The 19569-nt window shown below is 64.0% G+C and carries 15 protein-coding genes and 1 pseudogene; 4 read left to right on the top strand and 12 right to left on the bottom strand.

The window, feature by feature from the left end; translation table 11 throughout:
- Window positions 1-164 precede the first annotated feature (164 nt).
- Genes AC0KS4_RS14140 through AC0KS4_RS14165 form a run of 6 tightly spaced genes read right to left on the bottom strand, consistent with a single transcriptional unit; the run spans window position 165 to window position 7778 of the window.
- Window positions 165-1832, bottom strand: a complete 1668-nt coding sequence (locus tag AC0KS4_RS14140; protein WP_238956189.1) for an MCE family protein — start codon at window positions 1830-1832, stop codon at window positions 165-167.
- Window positions 1832-3028, bottom strand: a complete 1197-nt coding sequence (locus tag AC0KS4_RS14145) for an MCE family protein (protein WP_238956190.1) — start codon at window positions 3026-3028, stop codon at window positions 1832-1834. The genes AC0KS4_RS14140 and AC0KS4_RS14145 overlap by 1 nt, the downstream gene beginning before the upstream one ends.
- Complete coding sequence (locus tag AC0KS4_RS14150; protein ID WP_238956191.1) at window positions 3028-4491, bottom strand: MCE family protein; 1464 nt, start codon at window positions 4489-4491, stop codon at window positions 3028-3030. Before AC0KS4_RS14150 ends, AC0KS4_RS14145 begins: the two co-directional genes overlap by 1 nt.
- Window positions 4488-5552: an MCE family protein gene (locus AC0KS4_RS14155; protein ID WP_238956192.1), complete on the bottom strand. Its 1065-nt coding sequence runs from the start codon at window positions 5550-5552 to the stop codon at window positions 4488-4490. Before AC0KS4_RS14155 ends, AC0KS4_RS14150 begins: the two co-directional genes overlap by 4 nt.
- Complete coding sequence (locus AC0KS4_RS14160) at window positions 5542-6573, bottom strand: MCE family protein (protein WP_374109798.1); 1032 nt, start codon at window positions 6571-6573, stop codon at window positions 5542-5544. Before AC0KS4_RS14160 ends, AC0KS4_RS14155 begins: the two co-directional genes overlap by 11 nt.
- 2 nt (window positions 6574-6575) lie before the next feature.
- Window positions 6576-7778: an MCE family protein gene (locus AC0KS4_RS14165; RefSeq protein ID WP_225330618.1), complete on the bottom strand. Its 1203-nt coding sequence runs from the start codon at window positions 7776-7778 to the stop codon at window positions 6576-6578.
- 421 nt (window positions 7779-8199) lie between these two features.
- Between AC0KS4_RS14165 and AC0KS4_RS14170 the strand changes: the two genes are divergently transcribed.
- Window positions 8200-9843 (top strand): GMC family oxidoreductase, encoded by a 1644-nt coding sequence (locus AC0KS4_RS14170; RefSeq protein WP_238956193.1) that lies wholly within the window; start codon window positions 8200-8202, stop codon window positions 9841-9843.
- Window positions 9844-10004: 161 nt separating this feature from the next.
- Here AC0KS4_RS14170 and AC0KS4_RS14175 read toward each other — a convergent pair whose 3' ends face one another.
- On the bottom strand, window positions 10005-11135 hold the full coding sequence (locus AC0KS4_RS14175) for a spirocyclase AveC family protein (protein WP_238956194.1): 1131 nt from the start codon (window positions 11133-11135) through the stop codon (window positions 10005-10007).
- A gap of 85 nt (window positions 11136-11220) precedes the next feature.
- On the opposite strand from AC0KS4_RS14175, the gene AC0KS4_RS14180 reads away from it, so the two are divergent.
- Complete coding sequence (locus tag AC0KS4_RS14180) at window positions 11221-11757, top strand: MarR family winged helix-turn-helix transcriptional regulator (RefSeq protein ID WP_238956195.1); 537 nt, start codon at window positions 11221-11223, stop codon at window positions 11755-11757.
- A 99-nt stretch (window positions 11758-11856) separates the two neighbouring features.
- Here AC0KS4_RS14180 and dnaE read toward each other — a convergent pair whose 3' ends face one another.
- The 4 genes from dnaE to AC0KS4_RS14200 all read right to left on the bottom strand — a co-directional run bounded on the left by dnaE (window position 11857) and on the right by AC0KS4_RS14200 (window position 17873).
- Window positions 11857-15390 carry a DNA polymerase III subunit alpha gene (dnaE, locus tag AC0KS4_RS14185; protein WP_238956196.1) on the bottom strand — a complete coding sequence of 1178 codons (3534 nt, stop codon included), beginning with the start codon at window positions 15388-15390 and terminating at the stop codon, window positions 11857-11859.
- A 121-nt stretch (window positions 15391-15511) separates the two neighbouring features.
- On the bottom strand, window positions 15512-15943 hold the full coding sequence (locus AC0KS4_RS14190; protein ID WP_238956197.1) for a type II toxin-antitoxin system Rv0910 family toxin: 432 nt from the start codon (window positions 15941-15943) through the stop codon (window positions 15512-15514).
- Between the two features lie 82 nt (window positions 15944-16025).
- Window positions 16026-16829: an SDR family NAD(P)-dependent oxidoreductase gene (locus AC0KS4_RS14195; protein ID WP_238956198.1), complete on the bottom strand. Its 804-nt coding sequence runs from the start codon at window positions 16827-16829 to the stop codon at window positions 16026-16028.
- A 3-nt stretch (window positions 16830-16832) separates the two neighbouring features.
- Entirely contained in the window at window positions 16833-17873 is a 1041-nt protein-coding gene (locus AC0KS4_RS14200; protein ID WP_225327593.1) for an SDR family NAD(P)-dependent oxidoreductase, read from the bottom strand.
- Between the two features lie 221 nt (window positions 17874-18094).
- Here AC0KS4_RS14200 and AC0KS4_RS14205 point away from each other — a divergent pair, with 221 nt between their 5' ends.
- Window positions 18095-18502 (top strand): group I truncated hemoglobin, encoded by a 408-nt coding sequence (locus AC0KS4_RS14205; protein ID WP_225327592.1) that lies wholly within the window; start codon window positions 18095-18097, stop codon window positions 18500-18502.
- Between the two features lie 45 nt (window positions 18503-18547).
- On the top strand, window positions 18548-19306 hold the full coding sequence (locus tag AC0KS4_RS14210; RefSeq protein ID WP_238956199.1) for a class I SAM-dependent methyltransferase: 759 nt from the start codon (window positions 18548-18550) through the stop codon (window positions 19304-19306).
- Here the strand turns inward: AC0KS4_RS14210 and AC0KS4_RS14215 are convergent.
- Window positions 19287-19470 (bottom strand): annotated as a pseudogene (locus AC0KS4_RS14215) (gamma-glutamyl-gamma-aminobutyrate hydrolase family protein); the annotation flags it as partial. The gene AC0KS4_RS14210 and the pseudogene AC0KS4_RS14215 sit on opposite strands and share 20 nt — an antisense overlap.
- Window positions 19471-19569 lie beyond the last annotated feature (99 nt).

The following is a 19569-nucleotide window of genomic DNA, read 5'->3' on the forward strand; positions in this document are numbered from 1 at the left end:
CGCGCCGTCGACGCTGTACATCGGCACCCTCATGGGAAAATGGTGAACCCTGGATGGCCCTTCGCCAGGCCACCATGTGCGGCGCGTCAGCGGGGACGAGGCGTGCCGCCGAAAGGCATTGCGCCTCGGTGGTATCGGGGCGCTGGCGTGCCAGTGGGCCCGCGTTATTCCTGCGTCGGGCACATCATCATGTCGAGCCACGTCTCGGCCGGACGTAGTTTGGATGCTCCCGCGGCAAAGATCCCCACCTCACCGCTGGGGTCAAGGAATTTGCCGGAGCTGGGGTCATAGGTGACGCCCATGGGACCCTGAGCCTGTGGCGCCGGCGATGGTGGCGGTCCAGGCACGTTGGTCGGAACCGGGTCCGGACGCTGTCCATAGGGCGGCACAACCCGGTCAGGCGGTGGGCCAAAAGGCAGTGGCGGCGGTGGCGGGCCGCCCACGGGCGGTACTTGCAACGGAAACGGCGCGATCGGCGCCGGCCCCGGCCCCGTAGGCACACCGGGTGGAAGTTGGACGACCGGTGGCCCCGGGTCATAGTCGGCGCCAGGGGGTATGAGCGGGAACTTGTTGGGCGGCAAGGTGTTCCTGGGATTCGGTACGGGCGTGTCAAGGGGTACCGGAGGCCCGCGCCACGCATTACGGCCGATGGGCACGTAGCCCTTCGGGTCGCGACACAGCTGAATCGTCGGTGCACGTTTGCCGGGAAATTCCTGGCACGGGTAATTGCGGGCGCCTCGGACAACAACTGGGTCGCTCTGCGGCACTTTGCAATACATGTCGCCTGGAATGTCCCGGACCGTTTCGTCGGCGGGCGAGCGAATCAGCGGCGCGGGGATGAACCCCACACTGCACGGCGGCGGATCCTGGAGGGCAAGCTTGAAGTCGGCGCGCGCACCTTCGTCGAAGGGAACCTGTTGAGCGATAGTGAGCAAGACGGCTGTCATCGCGGGAAAGATCACCAGCACCTGTTCGAGCGACTTTCTGTAGATGACACCGATGCGGCCGAAGTTTGCGAGATTGGCGGCCAGCATCGGGAAGTCCGGGCGGATGTCTCGCATTGTGTCGCCGACCTGGGGGGCCACCTCGGGCACGATCTGGAGCAGGTTACTGATTTGTGGGGCAGCCCCTCGGACATGTCCGGTGAAGCGGGCCGCGCCGTCGGCAAGTCTTCTGATCGCGTCGCCGCTGCGGATCTGAGTATCAAGGAACGGTCCGACTTGATCAATCAGGCCCGCGATATCGTCACCGTGGGCATTGGCCGCGTCGGCTAATAGCCGCGCTGACTGGATCAGACGTGCTAGCTCGGGTCCCGATCCGTCGAAGGCTTTGAACATGTCGTGCAACAGATCTCGCAATCGGCTTTGGCTGATCGAATCGACCAGCCGCTGCGCCTCGTGCAACAAGCCCGCAACATCCCCGTTGAGCACGGTGTGGTCACGATTGATCCGTGAGCCATCCCGCAGCCACGCCGGCGAGGGCTGATCTGGTGGTACCAGGTCGACGTACTGTTCTCCGATCGCGGAGACACTTTTGACGGTGGCGGTGACGTTGGCTGGAATATGGGCGCCTGAGCCGATGCGCAGTTGCGCATTCACGCCGTTGCGATAGGCCAGCGATACGTCGGTCACGCGGCCGACCGTGGTACCGCGGTACGCCACGTTCGCGTTCTTGTACAACCCGCCGCTGGCCGCGAAATTGGCGGTCACCGTGTACGACCCGAAGCCAAGTGCGGCCGGAATCTGCACGTAGTTGACCGCGATGATGCTTACGGTAATCACGGTGATCACGGCGAAGGTCGAGAGCTGCCACTTCTGAAGCCGGGAAAGCATTAGTGCGGCTCCTTGGCCGCAGCAGGTGAATCGTGTGTCGGCAGGCTGAAGGGATCAGCTGCTTGACCTGACAGATTTGCCAGTGCCCCGAGCAGATAATCGGGCGGGTTGACCACCTCGGCGAGATGCTTCATGTTCGGGTCCAATGCCGACGTTGTGAACAGGGTTTCCCCGAGGCGTCTGATGGTGAGGTCGAAGGTGGCGTCGATGTTCAGGAAGTCACCCCGGACGGCTTGCTTGATTCCCTTCTGCGGCAACGGGTATGTGACCAGGAGCGGCAGCGCATTAACGAGTTCGCGGGCCTTTTCTGAGAGCGCTTTCACGACCGGGTAGGCGGCTTTGACGTCCTCGGTGAAATCGCGTTTGGTTTTCGACAGGACGTTGGCGGCGATGACACCGAGTCGTCGTAGTGCATCGAATGTCGCGACAATCTGGCCACTGTCGGCGTTGAGGACGCGGAGCGCCTCGGGCACCGCCCTTAAGGCGAGATCCAACTTTCCCTTGCCGTCAGCAAGAACTGAGCTGACATGGTTCAATTTGTCGGCTGCTTCGATGATGTGATCGGTTTGGCGATCAAGCCCGGCAGCGAGCGTGGCAAGTTGGGGCAGGAAATCAGCGAACTGCTCGGTGCGTCCCGCCACCGTTTGGTAAAGCTCGTCGGTGATGTCTTGCAGCGCCCCCAAGTTGCCCTTATTGACCACGATGCTCAGTGAGGACAGCACCTCTTCGGTGGTGGGATATCTGTCGTTGCCATTCACCGGTATTACTTGACCGTTGGACAGTCGTCCGACCGCCGGTGCGGCGACGGGTCGCGACAGTTCGATGTGTTGCGAGCCGAGCAGCGAGGTTTGTGCAACCTTGACCACCGCGTTCGTCGGTAGATTCACCTGCGCATCCAACGACAACTGGACGGCAGCGCAGAAGGTTCCGTCGGGTCGTTGTTCAACGCCCATTCCCGAGATGCTGCCGACGGTGACGTCATCGACCATGACCGGGGAATTCTGCGCCAGAGTGGCGATATCGGAAAGTTCTACAGTGATTTTAAAAGAGCCGGGGCCATGCCCTGCGGTTCCAGGCATATCCAACGAATTCAGACCGCCGAACTGGCACCCGCTGAGCAACAAGCCCACCGCCGCGCACGACAGGCCACACCGTATCGCCTGCCGGCCACGCACGCGCCTTGGAGTCACTTGCATCACCGACCTCCGTCATCGATCGGGATCGGCAGGTCGGTCACTGGTCGTGGGGCACCAGGCCGCTCGCCGGCCGTTGGCGGCTGCGCCGGCGCGCCCAGCGCAGGACCCGCGTTGGGAAGCGTTCCACCGGCCGGCGGGCCGGGTTGCGCCAGGGCCGGGCCGGCATTGGCCGGTGGTCCAGATGCCGGCGGTACCAACAGGTCTTTGAGGTCGGTGTCGGGCGAAAATGATGGTGGGATCACGCCCGGCAGTGGCTGCCACTGCAGTTGCGCGATCGGGGTTCTGGCCTTCGCCTCGGTTTCTGGTGTGTCGTAAATGATTTGGCCTTTGTAGGCGTTGATGCTGTTGATCGGATGGAACATGAATGGTGGGTAGTTCACCGCCAGCCGTCTCACCACCGGCGCTATTCGCTCGCGGCAGATCTCGGCGCGCCGAAAGTATTCCGGTGTTGCGGCGGTCTCAAAGGTGCCGCAGATGAACTGCACGGGATTAGCGAAATTCGGTAGCGTGACAAGACCCGACATCGACCCCTGGGCCGGGTCATAGATGTTGTAGAAGTTGGCGAGACCGGTGGGCGCGACGTGCAAGGTCTGTTCGAGATCGTCGCCATGGTCGTTGAGTAGTTTCGTGAAACTCGCCAATTTGCTGATTTGGGCTACCAGCGGGTCATTGGTGTCTTTGAGGAAGCCTCGGACGTCGCCGAGGGCGTGGTTGAGCGCATCGAGCGCGGCGGTCAAGTCCGTTGAGCTGTCGGCTAGTACTTGACTGACGGCAGCGACGTGGTTTGCGAACTGCACAATCTGTTCATTGCTGTGCGACAGCGCATCCACGAGGATGTGCAGGTTTTTGATCGTGCCGACCATGTCGCTGCGTGAATCGCCGAGGCGCCCAGCCGCCTGGGAAAGCTCGCGTACGGCTTGCCGAAATGTGTCGCCTTGGTTGTCGAAGGTATCCGCGGCCTGGTTGACGAGTTTGGTGACGGGGCCCTGCAGAGATCCCGGCTGCGGCGCTAGCTGGGTGCTGAGTTTGGTCAGTTCATTCTTGATCTCGTCCCATTCGACAGGCACCGCTGTGCGGGCCCGGGGAATGGTGCTGTGGTCGGCCAGGATTGGCCCATGGTCATAGGTGGGCGTCAATTCGATGAACCTCGAGGCCACCAGGCTTGGGGAGATGATGATGGCCTGGGCATCCGCGGGTATTGGCACGTCGCCTCTGACACCCATCACGATCGTGGTGTATTCGGGCTCTGGTGAAATGGATTTGATGGTGCCGATCGTTACGCCGGCCACTCTGACATCGTCGCCCACATACAGGCCGACGGCCGACGAAAAATACCCGGTGACCGCGATCGTGGCTGCCCTGGGCCACAGGTGAAAGATCCCACCCCCTAACGCGAGCGCGAGCAGCGCGGCCACCACCGGCCGTGCCCGTCGCAACCTTGATGGTGAGCCCAGCCGCGTCATGGGGTCCTTGGCCTGATGATCATGCGCTCGCTGATGAAACCGCGCAGGAAGTCCGCCAGGCTTTGCGGCAGTTTGCCTGGCTGGAACACCGCATCTAGGACCATGGCTCCCACGGTCGCGGGCGGCACACCGTACGTGTTGACGCTGAAGCCCGGCCCCGACCCGACAACCTCTCCAAGCTCGGTGGAATACACCGGAAGTCGCTTCAGCGATTCGCCAATCTGGGTCTGCCGGGAGTTGAGATTGTCGAGCACAAGGTTGAGCTGTTTTAAGGTGGGCCCCAGCTGTGTGCGGTTGTCAGCGACGAAGCCCGAGATTTGCCGGGCAACCTCACGGATGCCCGAGATGAGAATTCCCAACTGCTGTCGTCGTTCGGCCAGCGCAGCAAACAGGTCGCGGCCGTCACCAATCAGCTGATTGATCTGCCCGGCCCGGTCAGCCAAAAGTTGTGACACCTGCTGCGTATGGGACAAGAGTTGACCGATACGTTCGTCACGGTTACTGATCGTCTTCGATAACGCGGTAACACCCTCAAGCGCGCTTCGTAGCTGCGGAGTGGCCTCGTGCAGGGCGTCGGTGAGCACCCCCATCGCTTGAGCCAATTGCCCGCTGTCCACCCCGCCAGCGGCCTTCCCTAAATCTTGTAACGCATTATTCAGAGTGTATGGAGTAGTGGTGCGCCCCACCGGGATTGAGGTCACCGCTCCATCCCCAGCCGGAGCGATATTGAGGGAGCGCTGGCCTAGTACCGAGTCAGCCTTGATCGACACGACCGACTGATCACCAAGTCGGACTTTACGATCAAGGTTGAAGCCGACCCGGGCCAAGCGGTGTGTTAACTCGACCGAGGTGACATGTCCAACGACGTAGCCCATGATTTGCACGTCGTCGCCTCGCTTGATACCCGCAGCATTAACGAAATACGCCTCACAACTCTTGCCGCGCGGCCATAACGGAAGTTGCCCGTACCCGATCGAGATGAGCAGCACACAGACAATCACCGTGATGCCGATCGTGCCGGTGCGCAACGCATCACGCTGGCCTCGATTTTCACTTGGCAAACGCGCACCTCCCTTTGCTCGGGTCGGGAGGACCGCCGGCGGGAATAATGATGTCGCTGCCCGCGGGCCCGTTGATCTTGATCTTGAGCGAGCAGTAATAGAAGCTGAAAAAGGATCCGTAGGCGCCCAACGAGGTCAATCGCTTGTAGTCCTCCGGCAACGGGTCTAGCACGTCATTGATGTCCTTTTTGCGCCGATCCAATTCGGTTGATAGCGGACCCAATTCATTGATAACAGCCTGCAGCGGCCGCCGAGAGCCGGACAGCATCTCGCTCAGGTCGGTTTCTGCCGATGCCAGGGGCCCAATGGCTCCCGCGATAGGTTCTCGGCCTGCAGCGAGAGTGCTTACCAACTTCTGAAGCTGGTCGACGCTGGCGCCTAACTGGCTGGTCTTGGAGTCCACGGTGCCGAGCACCTGATTCAGATTGTCGATGACCTCACCGACCAATTGATCACGCGCCGCGAGGTTTTGAGTGAATGAGCTGGTACTGGAAAGCAGGTCAGCAAGCGTTCCACCTTGGCCCTGCAGCACCGCGAGAATAGCGTTGCTGATCTCGTTCACCTTGCGCCCGTCGAGTCCTTTGAGGACGGGTTTAAGCCCGCCCAGCAATGCATCGAGATCGAGAGCCGGTTCGGTGTGCTCACGTCGAATGGTCCCCCCGGGAGGTAATTTCCTGAGCTCGCCCGGTCCAGCCGCGATCTCGAGGTAACGATTGCCCACCAAATCTTGGTAACGGACCAAGGCACGGGTCGACGTGAAAAGTTGATAGCGTTTGTCAACATCAAAAGTTACGCTGACATAGTGCTCGTGTAGTTCGATCGCTCTCACGCGGCCGACGACGATCCCCGAAATACGCACATCCTGTCCGCTTGCTAACCGCGATATCGACGTGAAATCGGCGTGATACTCTTCCGTCGAAGAAAATCTGAATTGCCCGAACGTGACTGTGAGAAGGCCGAGAACGAGCAACATCGCTACGACGAAGATCGCCACTTTTGCTTTCAGATGTCGCGTCCTCATCATCAGTAGTCGTCACGCTCTGCGAAGGAACCATGGAAGAGGAACTGCAGGGTTGACGGTGCGTCGATCTGCATTTCGGTGTTGGGCTGATACGGAACGTAGGCGTTATCAGTCACCAGAAACGGTGTCTTGTACCAAGAGCCGCTGCCCTGCTTGGTCGGCAAGTTGGGCAGCCCGCGACAGTTCGGACCGCCGGAAGCATTGACGATCGGCAGGCTTTCAGGATAGGTGTAGCTCGGCGCCCCGGGAAGCACTGCCGCGCTGACAAAAAGGGACGCTTTTGTGACCCCGAGATAGGGTCCAAATCGTCCTATCGCGTCGGACAACGCGGTGAGCAGACAGCCGTACTCCGGTGAGTAGTCGTGGAGAACATTTAGCGGCGCCCGAAAACGTTGTATTGCAGCGATGTAGGAGTCGGCGGCCGGTGCCAATGTCTGCTCGCCCTCGTCGGCCACCCCCGCGGCCGCCAAAAGCGACTCCGTCAGATCTTTCTGCTGGCGCACGATGGTGTTGCTGATCGTGGGAACGTTATCCATCGTCGTGACGAGAGCGGGCGCGGCGTCAGCGTAAACGTTGGCAGTGTAAGCCGCACGATCAAGGTCGGATTGCAGCGCGCCCATTCGCGGATTGACCTTGGCCAAAAGGGAATTCAGGTCAGTGGTCAACGCACCTAAGTTGTTTCCGTTGTCACGTAATCCTTCACCGAGTGCCGCCAGTGTCGCATTCAGTGCCACCGGATCGATCTTGTGGAGAGTGTTGAGCAGCGTCTCGAACAACGAATTGACTTCTACCGCCACCGCAGCCGCCGTGAACCGCGCTCCCGCCGCCACCGCGCCGGCCGCGGGGTGGGCAGGTTCAAGAAACTCCACGGACTTGGCGCCGAATACAGTTGTGCTGGCTATGCGGACCGTCGAATTCGAAGGGATGAACGCTAGCTGGTCACGGCGAACAGCAAGGATGAGCTCGGCGTGTTCGCCGTCATATCGGATGCCCGTCACCTTGCCGACCTGAACACCCAAATACTTGACCTTTGCATCGCGTTCCATGACCAGCCCCGCCCGGGGCGCAGTCACGGTAACCATTGCGACGTCAGTGAATGCGTCACTGTAAGCCAAGTACGTAAACACGCAATAGGCTGACAGTGCCGCAGCGGCAATTACCGCAGCGACCCGGGTCGCACGACGTCGACGCTTTTCTTGCAGCACTGCACCCCCCGTCAATTCCTCATCGCGCGACAGGCCTGGCCGCCATCGGCCGTCTGCGGTTGGGCCCCGATCAAGCACGAATACCGATCGCAGGCCATCGAGCGTTTCACACCTGACGCCTCAGATCAGTTATTGGCCTTTCAGTAATCTCAGTTCGATCGCACCCCTAGGGTGGTCTCGAAAACATCTGTAGCAGACCAAATTTCGTTATGCCATCGACGAAACACAGTATTGATTCGCCCTCCGCGGCCAACAGGAGGAATCGTGCTCCCGCGACCTGTGCGTGGGCGGATCGAGGGCGACAGTGGTGTCAGGTCTGAGCGTGACCACATGATTGCGCCTATCCGTGGGTCGACTGTGTTAGCGTCAACAGATACTTCATATTATGAAGTTAATCTGTGTGTGTCAACGGAGGTGTTGAATGAAGCGAGCACGGGCGACGAAGGATCTCGCCGCGCCGGAGCCAGCCGACTATGTCGTCGTGGGGTCCGGTAGCGCAGGGGCGATCGTCGCCCGGCGCCTCGCCGACACCGGCGCCGAGGTCACCCTGATCGAGTCGGGACGCCAGCGGCGCGGCCCGCTGGTCACGGTCCCGGGCATGTGTGGGGCCATTCACGCGGCTACGGCCTTGCAGCGGTTGGTCACCTGGCCGGCGTATAGCGTCCCGCAACGACATATGAAGGGCCGCAAGCTTCCCCAGTCTCACGGCCGGATACTCGGCGGCGACAGCGTGATCAACGGGATGGCGTTTGTACGCGGAAACCGGCAGAACTACGACGACTGGGCGGCGGACGGGGCAAAGGGCTGGGGGTTCTCCGAAGTGCTGCCCTCCTTCCGGCGAATGGAGAGTTTCGAGGACGGTCCCAGCGATCTGCGCGGCGGATACGGCCCGATTGCGGTGGAACGGGCCACCGGCCTGGCGAGTGTCACCAAAAGCTACATGGTCGCGCTGGCGGCGACCGCCGGCGTCGGGATGAACGACGACTACAACGGTGCGCAGCAGGCCGGAGTGGCGCCGCTTCAGCAGAGCGCGGGCGCCGGCCGAAGAGTGGGCACCGATCGTGGATACCTATGGGACGCTCCGCCGAATCTGCGGGTGCTCACCGGCGCAACCGCGACCCGGGTGATAGTGGAAAACGGTCGGGCGGTGGGAGTGGAGTTAGTCACGGGCCGCAACCGGCGACCGACAGCTCCTGCGCACGCGGGCAGCGAGGTGATCGTCAGTGCCGGATCTTTTGGTTCGCCGCGACTGCTGATGCTCTCCGGCGTCGGCCCTGCAGCCCACTTGCGTGAGCATGGAATCACCGTGATAGCCGACCTGCCGGTCGGTGACAACCTGCACGATCATCTGTTCGTGCCGATGTGCTACCGGGCATCCGGCGGGCGAAGTTCCTCGCCACTGAGTTTCGCCGGAGCGGCGGTCCGCGAATGCGTGCGTCCACGCTCAACGTATCTGGCGCATACCCTGTTTGAGGCCGTGGGCTTCGTCGGCAGCGGAGTGCGGGGCACCGACGTCCCGGACTTGCAGATGTTCATCCTACCGATGGGCTATCCCGAGAATCAGGACAGGCCGGGTCTGCACTTGGCCGCCGATTCGTCACCGGCGTTAACGCTCATGCCGACGATGATCTATCCGGAGAGCCGGGGAACCGTGCGCCTGGCCTCGACAGATCCGTTCACCGCTCCCCTCATCGATCCCAACTACCTGGCCGAACCCCGAGATCTGGCGACCCTGGTGGCCGGTATGGAGCTGGTTCGGGAGACGTTGGCACACAAGGTGATCGCACGCGAGGTCGGTCGTGAGGTGTTGCCCGGTTCCGGCCAGAATGGGGCCGACCTCGCGGAATTCGTGCGACGAAACGCTTCGGGTGTGTATCACCCGGTCGGGACGTGCCGGATGGGCACCGACGAACGCGCGGTTGTCGATCCCGCGCTACGGGTACGGGGCGTGGCGGGACTACGCGTGGCCGACGCATCGATCATGCCGAGCATCGTCGGAGGGAATACGAATGCCGCGGCGATGATGATCGGAGAACGGGCCGCCGAACTGATCATCGGCGCTTGATACTCGTCGGTTGATGGGCGCCGGTCGCGGACCGCCCAGGGGGTAGAACGCATTCGTCAGTGCTCATGCGGTGAGTTCGCCAACACGTCCGAATCCCCGCCAGAATCGAAACCCCTTGCCGCAAAGCCCCTTCGCCGTTTCCCGGCCTCGCGCCACGGGGCTCACTTGGAATTGCAGCGGTCGGACTGCACCACGATGTCTCTTGGTCGACCTTCCGGTTGCGCAATCTGCCACGAACTGGCCTTCCCGGCGGTGAATGGCCCTGGGGCTCCTTGAGATTGGTAGTAGCCGCGCGGATCCCAGGTCTTCGCCTGTGGGTACGGCCACGGGCAGGCGACAGTGGACGCTGCGCCAGTCGCACGGACCAACCAAAACGTTGAGCTGAATGTGATCATCGCAATATTCACGACGATCGCCATCACCAGAAAGGTAGCCAACGTGGGGCGGCTCGCATGCAGGCGCAGTCGCTGTGCAATCTTTTCGGCCTGGGATCTTCCGGTGTCGTCGCGATAGAGCAGAATCGATGCCGGGATCATGACAATCGTGATGAGCGCGCTAGCCATCATCAGGGGGAACTGGCTGTTCTTGCCAGCGTCGATCGAGCCGAACTCGATGACGTGGCTGTATGTGAGGAACTGGGCTTGGGTCAGGAGGATCTCTTGAGCAGCGTCCCAGATGGCGCCGATGACGAACGTCAGCACGGCTATTGAGATCAGCGGATGGCGCCAGACGAGGGCTCCCGGATCGCTGCGGCGTTGCATGGCCCGCAGGATGGGCATGGCCAGGAAGTAGGGAAGGAGGACATAGGGCGCGTAAATGAACGATGTCAGCGGTTCGATGATCGGAGAGATGTTGAGCCACGGCCAATTTCGGGGAAAGTGCCAAAGATTTGGGTTGTAGACCAGGCCGATTGCCCAGTTGTTGATCGGGTCCCACCAAAACAGGGTGCTGGTAGCGAGGGTCATAAGTATGACCGGGTGTCCGGGATGACGCCTCCAGACGAGAACCGACGCGACGATTGTGCCAGCGGCGAGCAGAGCGCCCAATATCTGTCCGCACGCAAGCCAGTCGAAGGGGTGTAACAGTGGCTGTACCGGCGGCGGCTTGCCCACGCCGTCCGGATTCGCGTTGTCGGTCGACACCGGTCCGTGCTTGTCTGCGGTCACCAGAATGACGACCGCCAGCGCGGCCACGATCACCCAACCGAGTAGGACCTGCCAGGACGAAGCGGCACGGGGGCGCTTGGTCCGGCTGGCGGTCGCGGGCTCCTCGACAGGAACTGATGGCTTCATTGCACTCCTCGCCGTATCCGTGCGACCTCGTGACGCGTGAGGCGAACATCGCCTCGGGTGAAGATTAACCCAGATTATTCATATAATGAAATATTATCTTGAGCCGCTGTCAGACGGCGAGGCGGTAGCGTATGGCGTCGTGACCGACGCCATTAGGCCTGCCGACGACGCCGACATCGTCGACTTTCTTGGAGCGGTGATGGACGTCCAACGTATGATTGCGACCCTCACCATGCCGGTGGCCGATGAGTATGGAATCTCTGAACGCGCCCTGGGCATCATCTTTCTGGTCCACGCCGGGCTCGATCGCCCCAGCTCGCTGAGCGAATATCTCAACGTGCTGCCGAGTACCATCACCGCGGACATCGACAAGCTCGCCGCCGCGGATCTGTTGCGACGGACGGCATCGAATGTCGACAAGCGGGTCACCCGCATCCGGGTGACGCCGCGCGGTATGCGCCTGCAAAAGGAGTCGTTGCGCCAGCTGCATGAGTTCTTCCGGGCCAAGGCGGCCAGCGTGACTCTCAGAGAGCTCCAAGCCTGCATCGTTACGCTGCGCAAGCTCAGCGGTGTTTCGGAGTCGCCAGTTCCAAATCCGCTGCGGAAGACCGACGACGCGTAACCGTCAGCCCGCGAGCGCGCGTGTTTGTACACCGACACGCCGTAAACCGCGTACATATGAGCACCTTCGCGGCGGAGCGGGGCGCTGAACCGCGACCCGCTAGCCCCCTAGGCAGCCCGGGCCGAGTAGCTCCTTGAGGTCCCCCATCAACGCCGGCGACGGCGTCACCCGAAGCGACGCATCGAGTTCCAGCGTGGTGATCCGGTCCCCGCTGATCAGCCGCAGGTGTACCTGCGAGGTGCCCGGGTGCCGCGCCAGCACCTGCTTGAGCGCGCTGACCTTGTCGATGGTGCACTGCCGGGTGGGCAGGCTGACGGCGATCGGCCGGTTCACCTGGGCGGTGGAAAAGTCCGGCACCACAAGCTCGTTGGCGATCAGGCTGATGCGGTCGTCGCGGATGGCCACCTTGGCGTTGATCAGCACGACGGTGTCGTCGGCGATGTCGGCGCCGTAGCTCGAGTACGCGTGCGGGAAGAACATCACCTCGATGCCACCGGTGAGGTCCTCCAATTGCGCTGACGCCCAGGGCATCCCGTTCTTGTTGACCCGCCGGTTGACCGACGCGAGGATGCCGCCCACCCGCACCTGGGTCTCGTTGGGCACGTCGCCGTCGAGGATGGCCGGGATCTGGGTGTCGACCTGGGCGGCCAGCAGGTGCGCCACCCCGTTGAGCGGATGCCCGGACACGTAGAGGCCCAGCATCTCCCGCTCCAGCGCGAGCTTGTGCTTGTCCTCCCACTCGTCGTCGGGCACCTTGATGGTGAACACCGCTTCGGTGCACCCGTCGTCGCCGCCGAACAGGTCGAATTGGCCGATCGCCTCGGCCTTCTTGGTGCCCAGCACCGAATCGACCGCGTCGGTGTGCACCAGGAACAGGCCCTTGCGGGCGTGGCCGAGCGAGTCGAAGGCGCCGGCCTTGATCAGCGACTCGGTGACCTTCTTGTTGCAGGCCGCGATGTCGATCTTGTTCAGGTAGTCCGAGAAGTCGGTGAACTTGCCCTTGCCGTTGCGGGTGCCGATCAGCGAACCCACCACGTTGGCGCCGACATTGCGCACCGCGCCCAGCCCGAAGCGGATGTCCGTTCCAACCGAGGCGAAGTTCACCAGCGACTCGTTGACGTCGGGCGGCAATACCGTGATGCCCAGCTTGCGGCAGTCGGCCAGGTAGACGGCGGCCTTGTCCTTGTCGTCGCCCACCGAGGTCAACAGCCCGGCCATGTACTCGGCCGGATAGTTGGCCTTCAGGTAGGCGGTCCAATACGAGACCAGGCCGTAGCCGGCCGCGTGCGATTTGTTGAACGCATACCCGGCGAAGGGAAGGATGGTGTCCCACAACGCCTTCACCGCTTTTTCGGAGAATCCGTTGGCGGTCATGCCCTCGTAGAAGCCCTTGTACTCGGCCTCGAGCACCTCGAGCTTCTTCTTGCCCATCGCCTTGCGCAACGCGTCGGCCTTGCCCATGGTGTAGGAGGCGACCTTTTGGGCGATGAACATGATCTGCTCTTGGTAGACGATCAAACCGTAAGTCTCGGAGAGGATTTCGCGCAGCGGCTCCTCGAGCTCCGGGTGGATCGGCTTGATCGGCTGGCGACCGTTCTTGCGGTCGGCGTAGTCGTTGTGGGCGTTCATGCCCATCGGCCCGGGGCGGTACAGCGCCAGCACCGCGACGATGTCGTTGAACTCGGTGGGCTGCATGCGGCGCAGCAGGTCGCGCATCGGCCCGCCGTCGAGCTGGAACACGCCCAGGGTGTCGCCGCGGCCCAGCAGCTCGTAGGTGGGTTTGTCGTCGAGCGGCACGGATTCCAGGTCGAGGTCAATTCCCCTGTTGGCCTTGATGTTATCCAGGGCGTCGCCGATGATCGTCAGGTTGCGCAGGCCCAGGAAGTCCATCTTCAGCAGGCCGATGGCCTCACACGACGGGTAGTCCCAGCCGGTGATGATGGCCCCGTCCTGCGGGCGCTTCCACAGCGGGATGGCCTCGGTCAGCGGCTCGCTGCTCATGATCACCGCGCACGCGTGCACCCCGGCGTTGCGGATCAGGCCTTCCAGGCCGCGGGCGGTCTGGTAGATGGTGCGGACGTCGGGGTCGGTTTCGATCAGGCCGCGGACCTCGGCGGCCTCCTTGTACCGCTCGTGGGCGGGATCGGTGATCCCCGACAGCGGAATGTCCTTCGCCATGATCGGCGGCGGCAGCGCCTTGGTGATCCGGTCGGCGATGGCGAAGCCGGGCTGGCCGTAATGGATTCGCGCCGAGTCCTTCAGGGCCGCTTTGGTTTTGATGGTGCCGAAGGTGATGACCTGCGCGACGCGGTCGGAGCCCCACTTGTCGGCGGCGTAGCGCACCATTTCGCCGCGACGACGGTCGTCGAAGTCGATGTCGATGTCGGGCGCCGACGGACGTTCCGGGTTGAGGAACCGCTCGAACAGCAGGCCGTGCGGAATGGGGTCGATGTTGGTGATGCCCAGCGCGTAGGCCACCAGCGAGCCGGCCGCCGAACCACGCCCCGGCCCCACCCGGATGTCGACAGACCGGGCGTAGTTGATCAGGTCGGCGACGATCAGGAAGTACGACGGGAAACCCTTGTCGCAGATGACCTTGATCTCGTACTCGGCCCGGTCGATGTAGTCCTGGCCGACGCCGGACGGGAAGCGGCGCGCCAGCCCGGCCATCACCTCGTGGTGCAGCCAGCTCGCCTGGTCGTGCCCCTCGGGCACCGGGAAGATCGGCATCCGGTCGCGCGGCGCCCAGACCTCGTCGTAGGGCTGCACCCGCTCGGCGATGAGCAGGGTGGAGTCGCAGGCGCCGGGGACCTCGTCGTCCCAGATCCGGCGCATCTCGGCGGCCGACTTCAGGTAGTAGCCGTCGCCGTCGAACTTGAACCGGTTGGGGTCCGAGAGGGTCTTGCCGGTCTGCACGCACAACAGCGCCTCGTGGTTGTGGGCGGCGTCGCGGGTGACGTAGTGGCAGTCGTTGGTGGCCAGCGGCGGGATGCCCAGCTTGCGGCCGATCTCGAGCAGCCCTTCGCGGACCCGCTGCTCGATGGACAGCCCGTGGTCCATCAGCTCGAGGAAGTAGTTGTCGGCGCCGAAGATCTCGCGCCACTTGGCGGCCGACTCCAGCGCCTCGCGGTCGTGGCCCAGGCGAAGTCGGGTCTGCACCTCCCCCGAGGGGCAGCCGGTGGTGGCGATGATGCCCTCGGCGTGCTCGGCGATGATCTCGGCGTCCATTCGCGACCACTTGCCGAGCTGACCCTCGAACGACGCCAGTGAGGTCAGCTTGAACAGGTTGCGCAGGCCGGTGGCGTTCTCGGCCACCATGGTCAGGTGCGTGTACGAGCCGCTACCCGACACGTCGTCGGACTTCTGGCCGGGGTCACCCCACAGGATCCGCCGGGTGTCGAAGCGCGACGCCGGCGCGATGTAGGCCTCGACGCCGATGATCGGCTTGATCCCCGCCTTGGCGGCGGCGTTGTAGAACTCGCTGGCGCCGAACATGTTTCCGTGGTCGGTCATCCCGACCGCGGGCATTTGCAGCCGGTCCACCTCGGCGAGCATCGGCGTGATCTTCGCGGCACCGTCCAACATCGAATACTCGGTGTGGTTATGCAGGTGCACGAAGGACGAGTGGTTCATAGGGACGCCAGTCTATGACCGCCGACCGACACGAGTTGGGCGTGTCGCCGCGTGTGTCACGGATGATTTCGGTGGCGACCCGCCGCGCCCGGCTGCGCCGCGCTGGCGATCGCCACAGGCGTTATCCGTACAATTCGACGAAGTTTTTCAACGACTTCTGCACGTCGCCTTTGACGGCGCGTGCCGCCGCCGCGCCCACCGGACCGAACAGCGGGCGACCGCCCAGCTCCAGGCGCAGGCCCAGCGTCGATCCCTCGCCGGTGGGGCGCACGGTGAGCGAGACGGCGTATTTGGCGCCGCCTTTGCCGGAGCCCGACATCGCGACCTCGTGCGGCGGGTCCCACTTGGTCACCGTCCAGGTCACCCGGTTGCGGAGGCCCTTGGCGCGGGCGACGCCGACGACTTGGGTGCCTTCGCCCAGCTCGTCGGGCAGCTCGCTGCGCCAGCCCTCGTGCATGACCAGCCAGTCGCCCAGGTCCGACAGGTCGGACACCTGGTCCCACATCTGCTGGGGGCTCATCGGTACGTCGGCGGTCATCTCCACGGCAGCCACCGAATGAGCCTAGCGCCCGGCCTCATCCGTCACTGCGGTCTCGCTCGTTGATGCCGAGACGGGCCCCGACCCGGCGACCCGCTCAGTGCTTGGGACCGCCGCGGAATCGGTTGCCGATCCGGATGCCCGGCAACAGCAGGCTGCGCGGCACGAACCGGCCGCCCGTGCTGACCACCTTGGGAACCACGCCGGGCACCACCGTCCGCCTGCCGGAGACCATGCCGTCGATCGCCGCCTCGGCCACGTCGCGCGGCGAGACCTGCGCGAGCGGAATGCTGAACCGCTCGGCGTTGGCGATCTCCGCCCATTCGGTGGGCACCGGGCCCGGGCACAGGCAGGTGACCGACACCCCGGTGCCGTGTAGCTCCTCGTGGATGGCTTCGGAGAACGTCTGCACGAAGGCCTTGGTGGCCGAATAGACGGCCATGTAGGGAACCGGCTGAAAGCCCGCGATCGACGCGATGTTCATCACCGCGCCGGCGCCGCGCTCGACCATGCCCGGCAGGGCCGCGTGGGTGAGTTCCATCAACGCCAGCGCGTTGAGGGTGACCTCTTCGCTCTCGCGTTCCACCGGCAATTCGTGGAAGACCCCGCTGGTGCCGAAGCCGGCGCTGTTGCACAGCCCGGCGATCGGCTCGCCGCGCAGCCGTTTAGCCAACTTCGCGCGGCCCTCGCCGTCGCCGAGATCCAGCGGCAGCACCTCGACGGCCACGGAATATTCCTGGCCGACCTCGTTGGCCAGCTCGTCGAGGCGCTCGCGGCGCCGCGCCACCAGCAGCAGCGGGAAGCCGCGGCGGGCCAGGCCGCGGGCCAGTTCGGCGCCGATGCCCGAGGACGCGCCGGTGATGACGACGGTGGTCTGGATGTCAGGTTTCGGAAGGCTCATGTCTCACCAATGTATCCCTCGGGTCGCCCGCACAAACGTCTCGCTTCGTCGGTCGAATTCCGTTGTGTCGGTTGTCGATTCGTCGCCCTTGGCGGCGCTGGAGTCGCCGAACATGGCGAACGCCCGGTTGCGCACCCGGTCCATCACCGCCGGGTTGACGGCATCGGCGACGGCGGCGAACTGGCCGAACGGTGAGCTGGCCCGACGGGGCCGGTGCACGATCGCGTCGGCGATCACGCCGGCCGCCTGCTCGGGCGTCAGCGCCGGGAACTTGTCATACAGCGTGGTCGGGCTGATCATCGGCGTGCGCACCAGCGCCATGTGCACGGTGGTGAACTTGACGTCGTCGTTCACGGTCTCGGCCTGCAGCGAGTCGCACAGGCTGTCCAGCGCGGCCTTGCTGGCGATGTAGGCCCCGAAGCGGGGAGCCCGCGTCTGCACACCCACCGAGGAGACGTTGACGATGTGCCCATACCCCCGCTCGCGCATCCCGGGGATGAACTTGAGGATCAGCTGGACCGCGCCGAGGTAGTTCAGCTGCATGGTCCGCTGATAGTCGTGAATGCGGTCGTAGGACAGCTCCAGCGAACGGCGAATCGACCGCCCCGCATTGTTGATCAAAATGTCGACGCCGCCGAGCTCGTCGAGCACCTGATCGGCCATCGCTGCGATGGCATCCATGTCGGTCAGGTCGCAGGGGTAGACGTGGGCGGTCCCGCCGGCGCCGCTGATGTCGTCGGCGACCTTCTCGAGGTTTTCCCGGGTGCGGGCGACCAGCGCCACGGTCCCCCCGGCCTCGGCGATCTTCTTCGCGGCGGCCTCACCGATGCCCGACGATCCCCCGGTGATCAGGATCGTCTTGTCGCGGACGGCTTCCTTGAGCGTGCGGCCCTGCACCGCGTCGAGCAGGTTCCTCAGATAGAACGGCCGATACCGGCCTGCCGAGTTCGGGGTGTTGACGAGGTGAGACACCGTCGCCAGCGGCTTTTCCACCAGGCTCCCCAGCGAGTTCTCCACCAAGTTCGTCAAGTCGCCAAGGTTCATCGGCGTTCGCTCCCGGACAGTGATGTGACGTGCGTCATACCGCCAACCTAGGTCATCAACCCCCCGCCAGGATGCCGATTGCGGTCATGTGACGCGCGGCGCCCTCTCACCGTTTACCCACGACCAACGTCACCGGTGGGCAATCCGCTTGTTACACAAAGCAATCCGGGCGTGATCGCCCACTAACCGGCGGGCAACGCCGGGATGCTCCAATCGGATTCATGAAAATGCTGGCGCGCTTCCGCAAAGCCGGACCGGTCACCATCTATGAGCGGATCGGCGGGCACGAGGCGATCGAGGTCGTGGTCGACGACTTCTACGTCCGGGTGCTTGGCGATGACGAACTGTGCGGGTTCTTCACCGGCACGAACATGAACCGCCTCAAGGGCAAACAGGTCGAGTTCTTCGCCGCCGCGTTGGGCGGCCCGGAGCCCTACACCGGGGCACCGATGAAGCAGGTGCATCAGGGCCGCGGCATCAGCATGCACCACTTCGGTTTGGTGGCCGGGCATTTGGCCGATGCGCTGGCCGCCGCCGGGGTGCCGCCCGAGACGGTGACCGAGATCCTCGGTGCGATCGCGCCGTTGGCGCCCGAGATCGCCACGGGCGACGCCAAGGCGACGGTCTGAGCCGCGGACCTGCCATACGGCGCGAACGGTGCCTAGCATGCTGACATGCGGCGCACATTTGACGACCTGATCGCGGAGGCGGAGGCCGCCCCGGTCGACGGCTGGGATTTCTCGTGGCTGGACGGCCGGGCGACCGAGGAACGCCCGTCGTGGGGCTACCAACGCCTGCTGAGCCAACGACTCGCGACCGTGTCGGCCGCGCTGGACATTCACACCGGCGGCGGGGAGGTGCTGGCCGGCGCCGCCCCCTTCCCGCCCACCATGGCGGCCATCGAGACGTGGCCTCCCAATGCGGCCCTGGCCACGCAACGCCTGCATCCGCTGGGCGTGGTGGTCGTCGCGACTCGCGATGAGCCGCCGCTGCCGTTTGCCGACGACGCGTTCGACCTGGTGACCACGCGTCATCCGACGTCCATCTGGTGGACCGAGATCTTTCGGGTGCTCCGCCCGGGCGGCACGTACTTCGCACAGCACATCGGCCCCGCCTCGATGGCCGAGCTGGTCGAGTACTTCATCGGGCCGCAGCCGGAGAAATGGGCCGAGTTTCACCCCGACGCCGTGCGCGCGCAGGCCGAGGCCTCCGGGCTGCAGATCGTCGATCTGCGCATGGAACGGATGCGCGCCGAGTTCTTCGACATCGGCGCCGTCGTCTACTTCCTGCGCAAGGTGATCTGGACGGTGCCCGACTTCACCGTGCAGCGCTACCGCGACCGGCTGGCCGCCCTGCACGAGCGCATCGAATCCGACGGGCCGTTCGTCACCGACTCCGTGCGGTTGCTCGTCGAGGCCCGCAAGCCCAGCTGAGCGATCGCAAGCGCGGCGAAGCCGGGCGCAGCGGGTCGCGACCATCAGACTGAGCGATCGCAAGCGCGGCGAAGCCGGGCGCAGCGGGTCGCGACCATCAGACTGAGCGATCGCAAGCGCGGCGAAGCCGGGCGCAGCGGGTCGCGACCATCAGACTGAGCGATCGCAAGCGCGGCGAAGCCGGGCGCAGCGGGTCGCGACCATCAGACTGAGCGATCGCAAGCGCGGCGAAGCCGGGCGCAGCGGGTCGCGACCATCAGACT

The sequence above is a fragment of the Mycobacterium sp. NTMscope_MAC_12 genome, assembly GCF_976985675.1.

Bases quoted from the DNA above. Each gene is read 5' to 3' on its own strand.
- AC0KS4_RS14140 (WP_238956189.1), bottom strand. From the start codon at position 1,832: ATGCTTTCCCGGCTTCAGAAGTGGCAGCTCTCGACCTTCGCCGTGATC.
- AC0KS4_RS14145 (WP_238956190.1), bottom strand. From the start codon at position 3,028: ATGCAAGTGACTCCAAGGCGCGTGCGTGGCCGGCAGGCGATACGGTGT.
- AC0KS4_RS14150 (WP_238956191.1), bottom strand. From the start codon at position 4,491: ATGACGCGGCTGGGCTCACCATCAAGGTTGCGACGGGCACGGCCGGTG.
- AC0KS4_RS14160 (WP_374109798.1), bottom strand. From the start codon at position 6,573: ATGAGGACGCGACATCTGAAAGCAAAAGTGGCGATCTTCGTCGTAGCG.
- AC0KS4_RS14170 (WP_238956193.1), top strand. From the start codon at position 8,200: ATGAAGCGAGCACGGGCGACGAAGGATCTCGCCGCGCCGGAGCCAGCC.
- AC0KS4_RS14175 (WP_238956194.1), bottom strand. From the start codon at position 11,135: ATGAAGCCATCAGTTCCTGTCGAGGAGCCCGCGACCGCCAGCCGGACC.
- AC0KS4_RS14180 (WP_238956195.1), top strand. From the start codon at position 11,221: ATGAAATATTATCTTGAGCCGCTGTCAGACGGCGAGGCGGTAGCGTAT.
- dnaE (WP_238956196.1), bottom strand. From the start codon at position 15,390: ATGAACCACTCGTCCTTCGTGCACCTGCATAACCACACCGAGTATTCG.
- AC0KS4_RS14195 (WP_238956198.1), bottom strand. From the start codon at position 16,829: ATGAGCCTTCCGAAACCTGACATCCAGACCACCGTCGTCATCACCGGC.
- AC0KS4_RS14200 (WP_225327593.1), bottom strand. From the start codon at position 17,873: ATGAACCTTGGCGACTTGACGAACTTGGTGGAGAACTCGCTGGGGAGC.
- AC0KS4_RS14205 (WP_225327592.1), top strand. From the start codon at position 18,095: ATGAAAATGCTGGCGCGCTTCCGCAAAGCCGGACCGGTCACCATCTAT.
- AC0KS4_RS14210 (WP_238956199.1), top strand. From the start codon at position 18,548: ATGCGGCGCACATTTGACGACCTGATCGCGGAGGCGGAGGCCGCCCCG.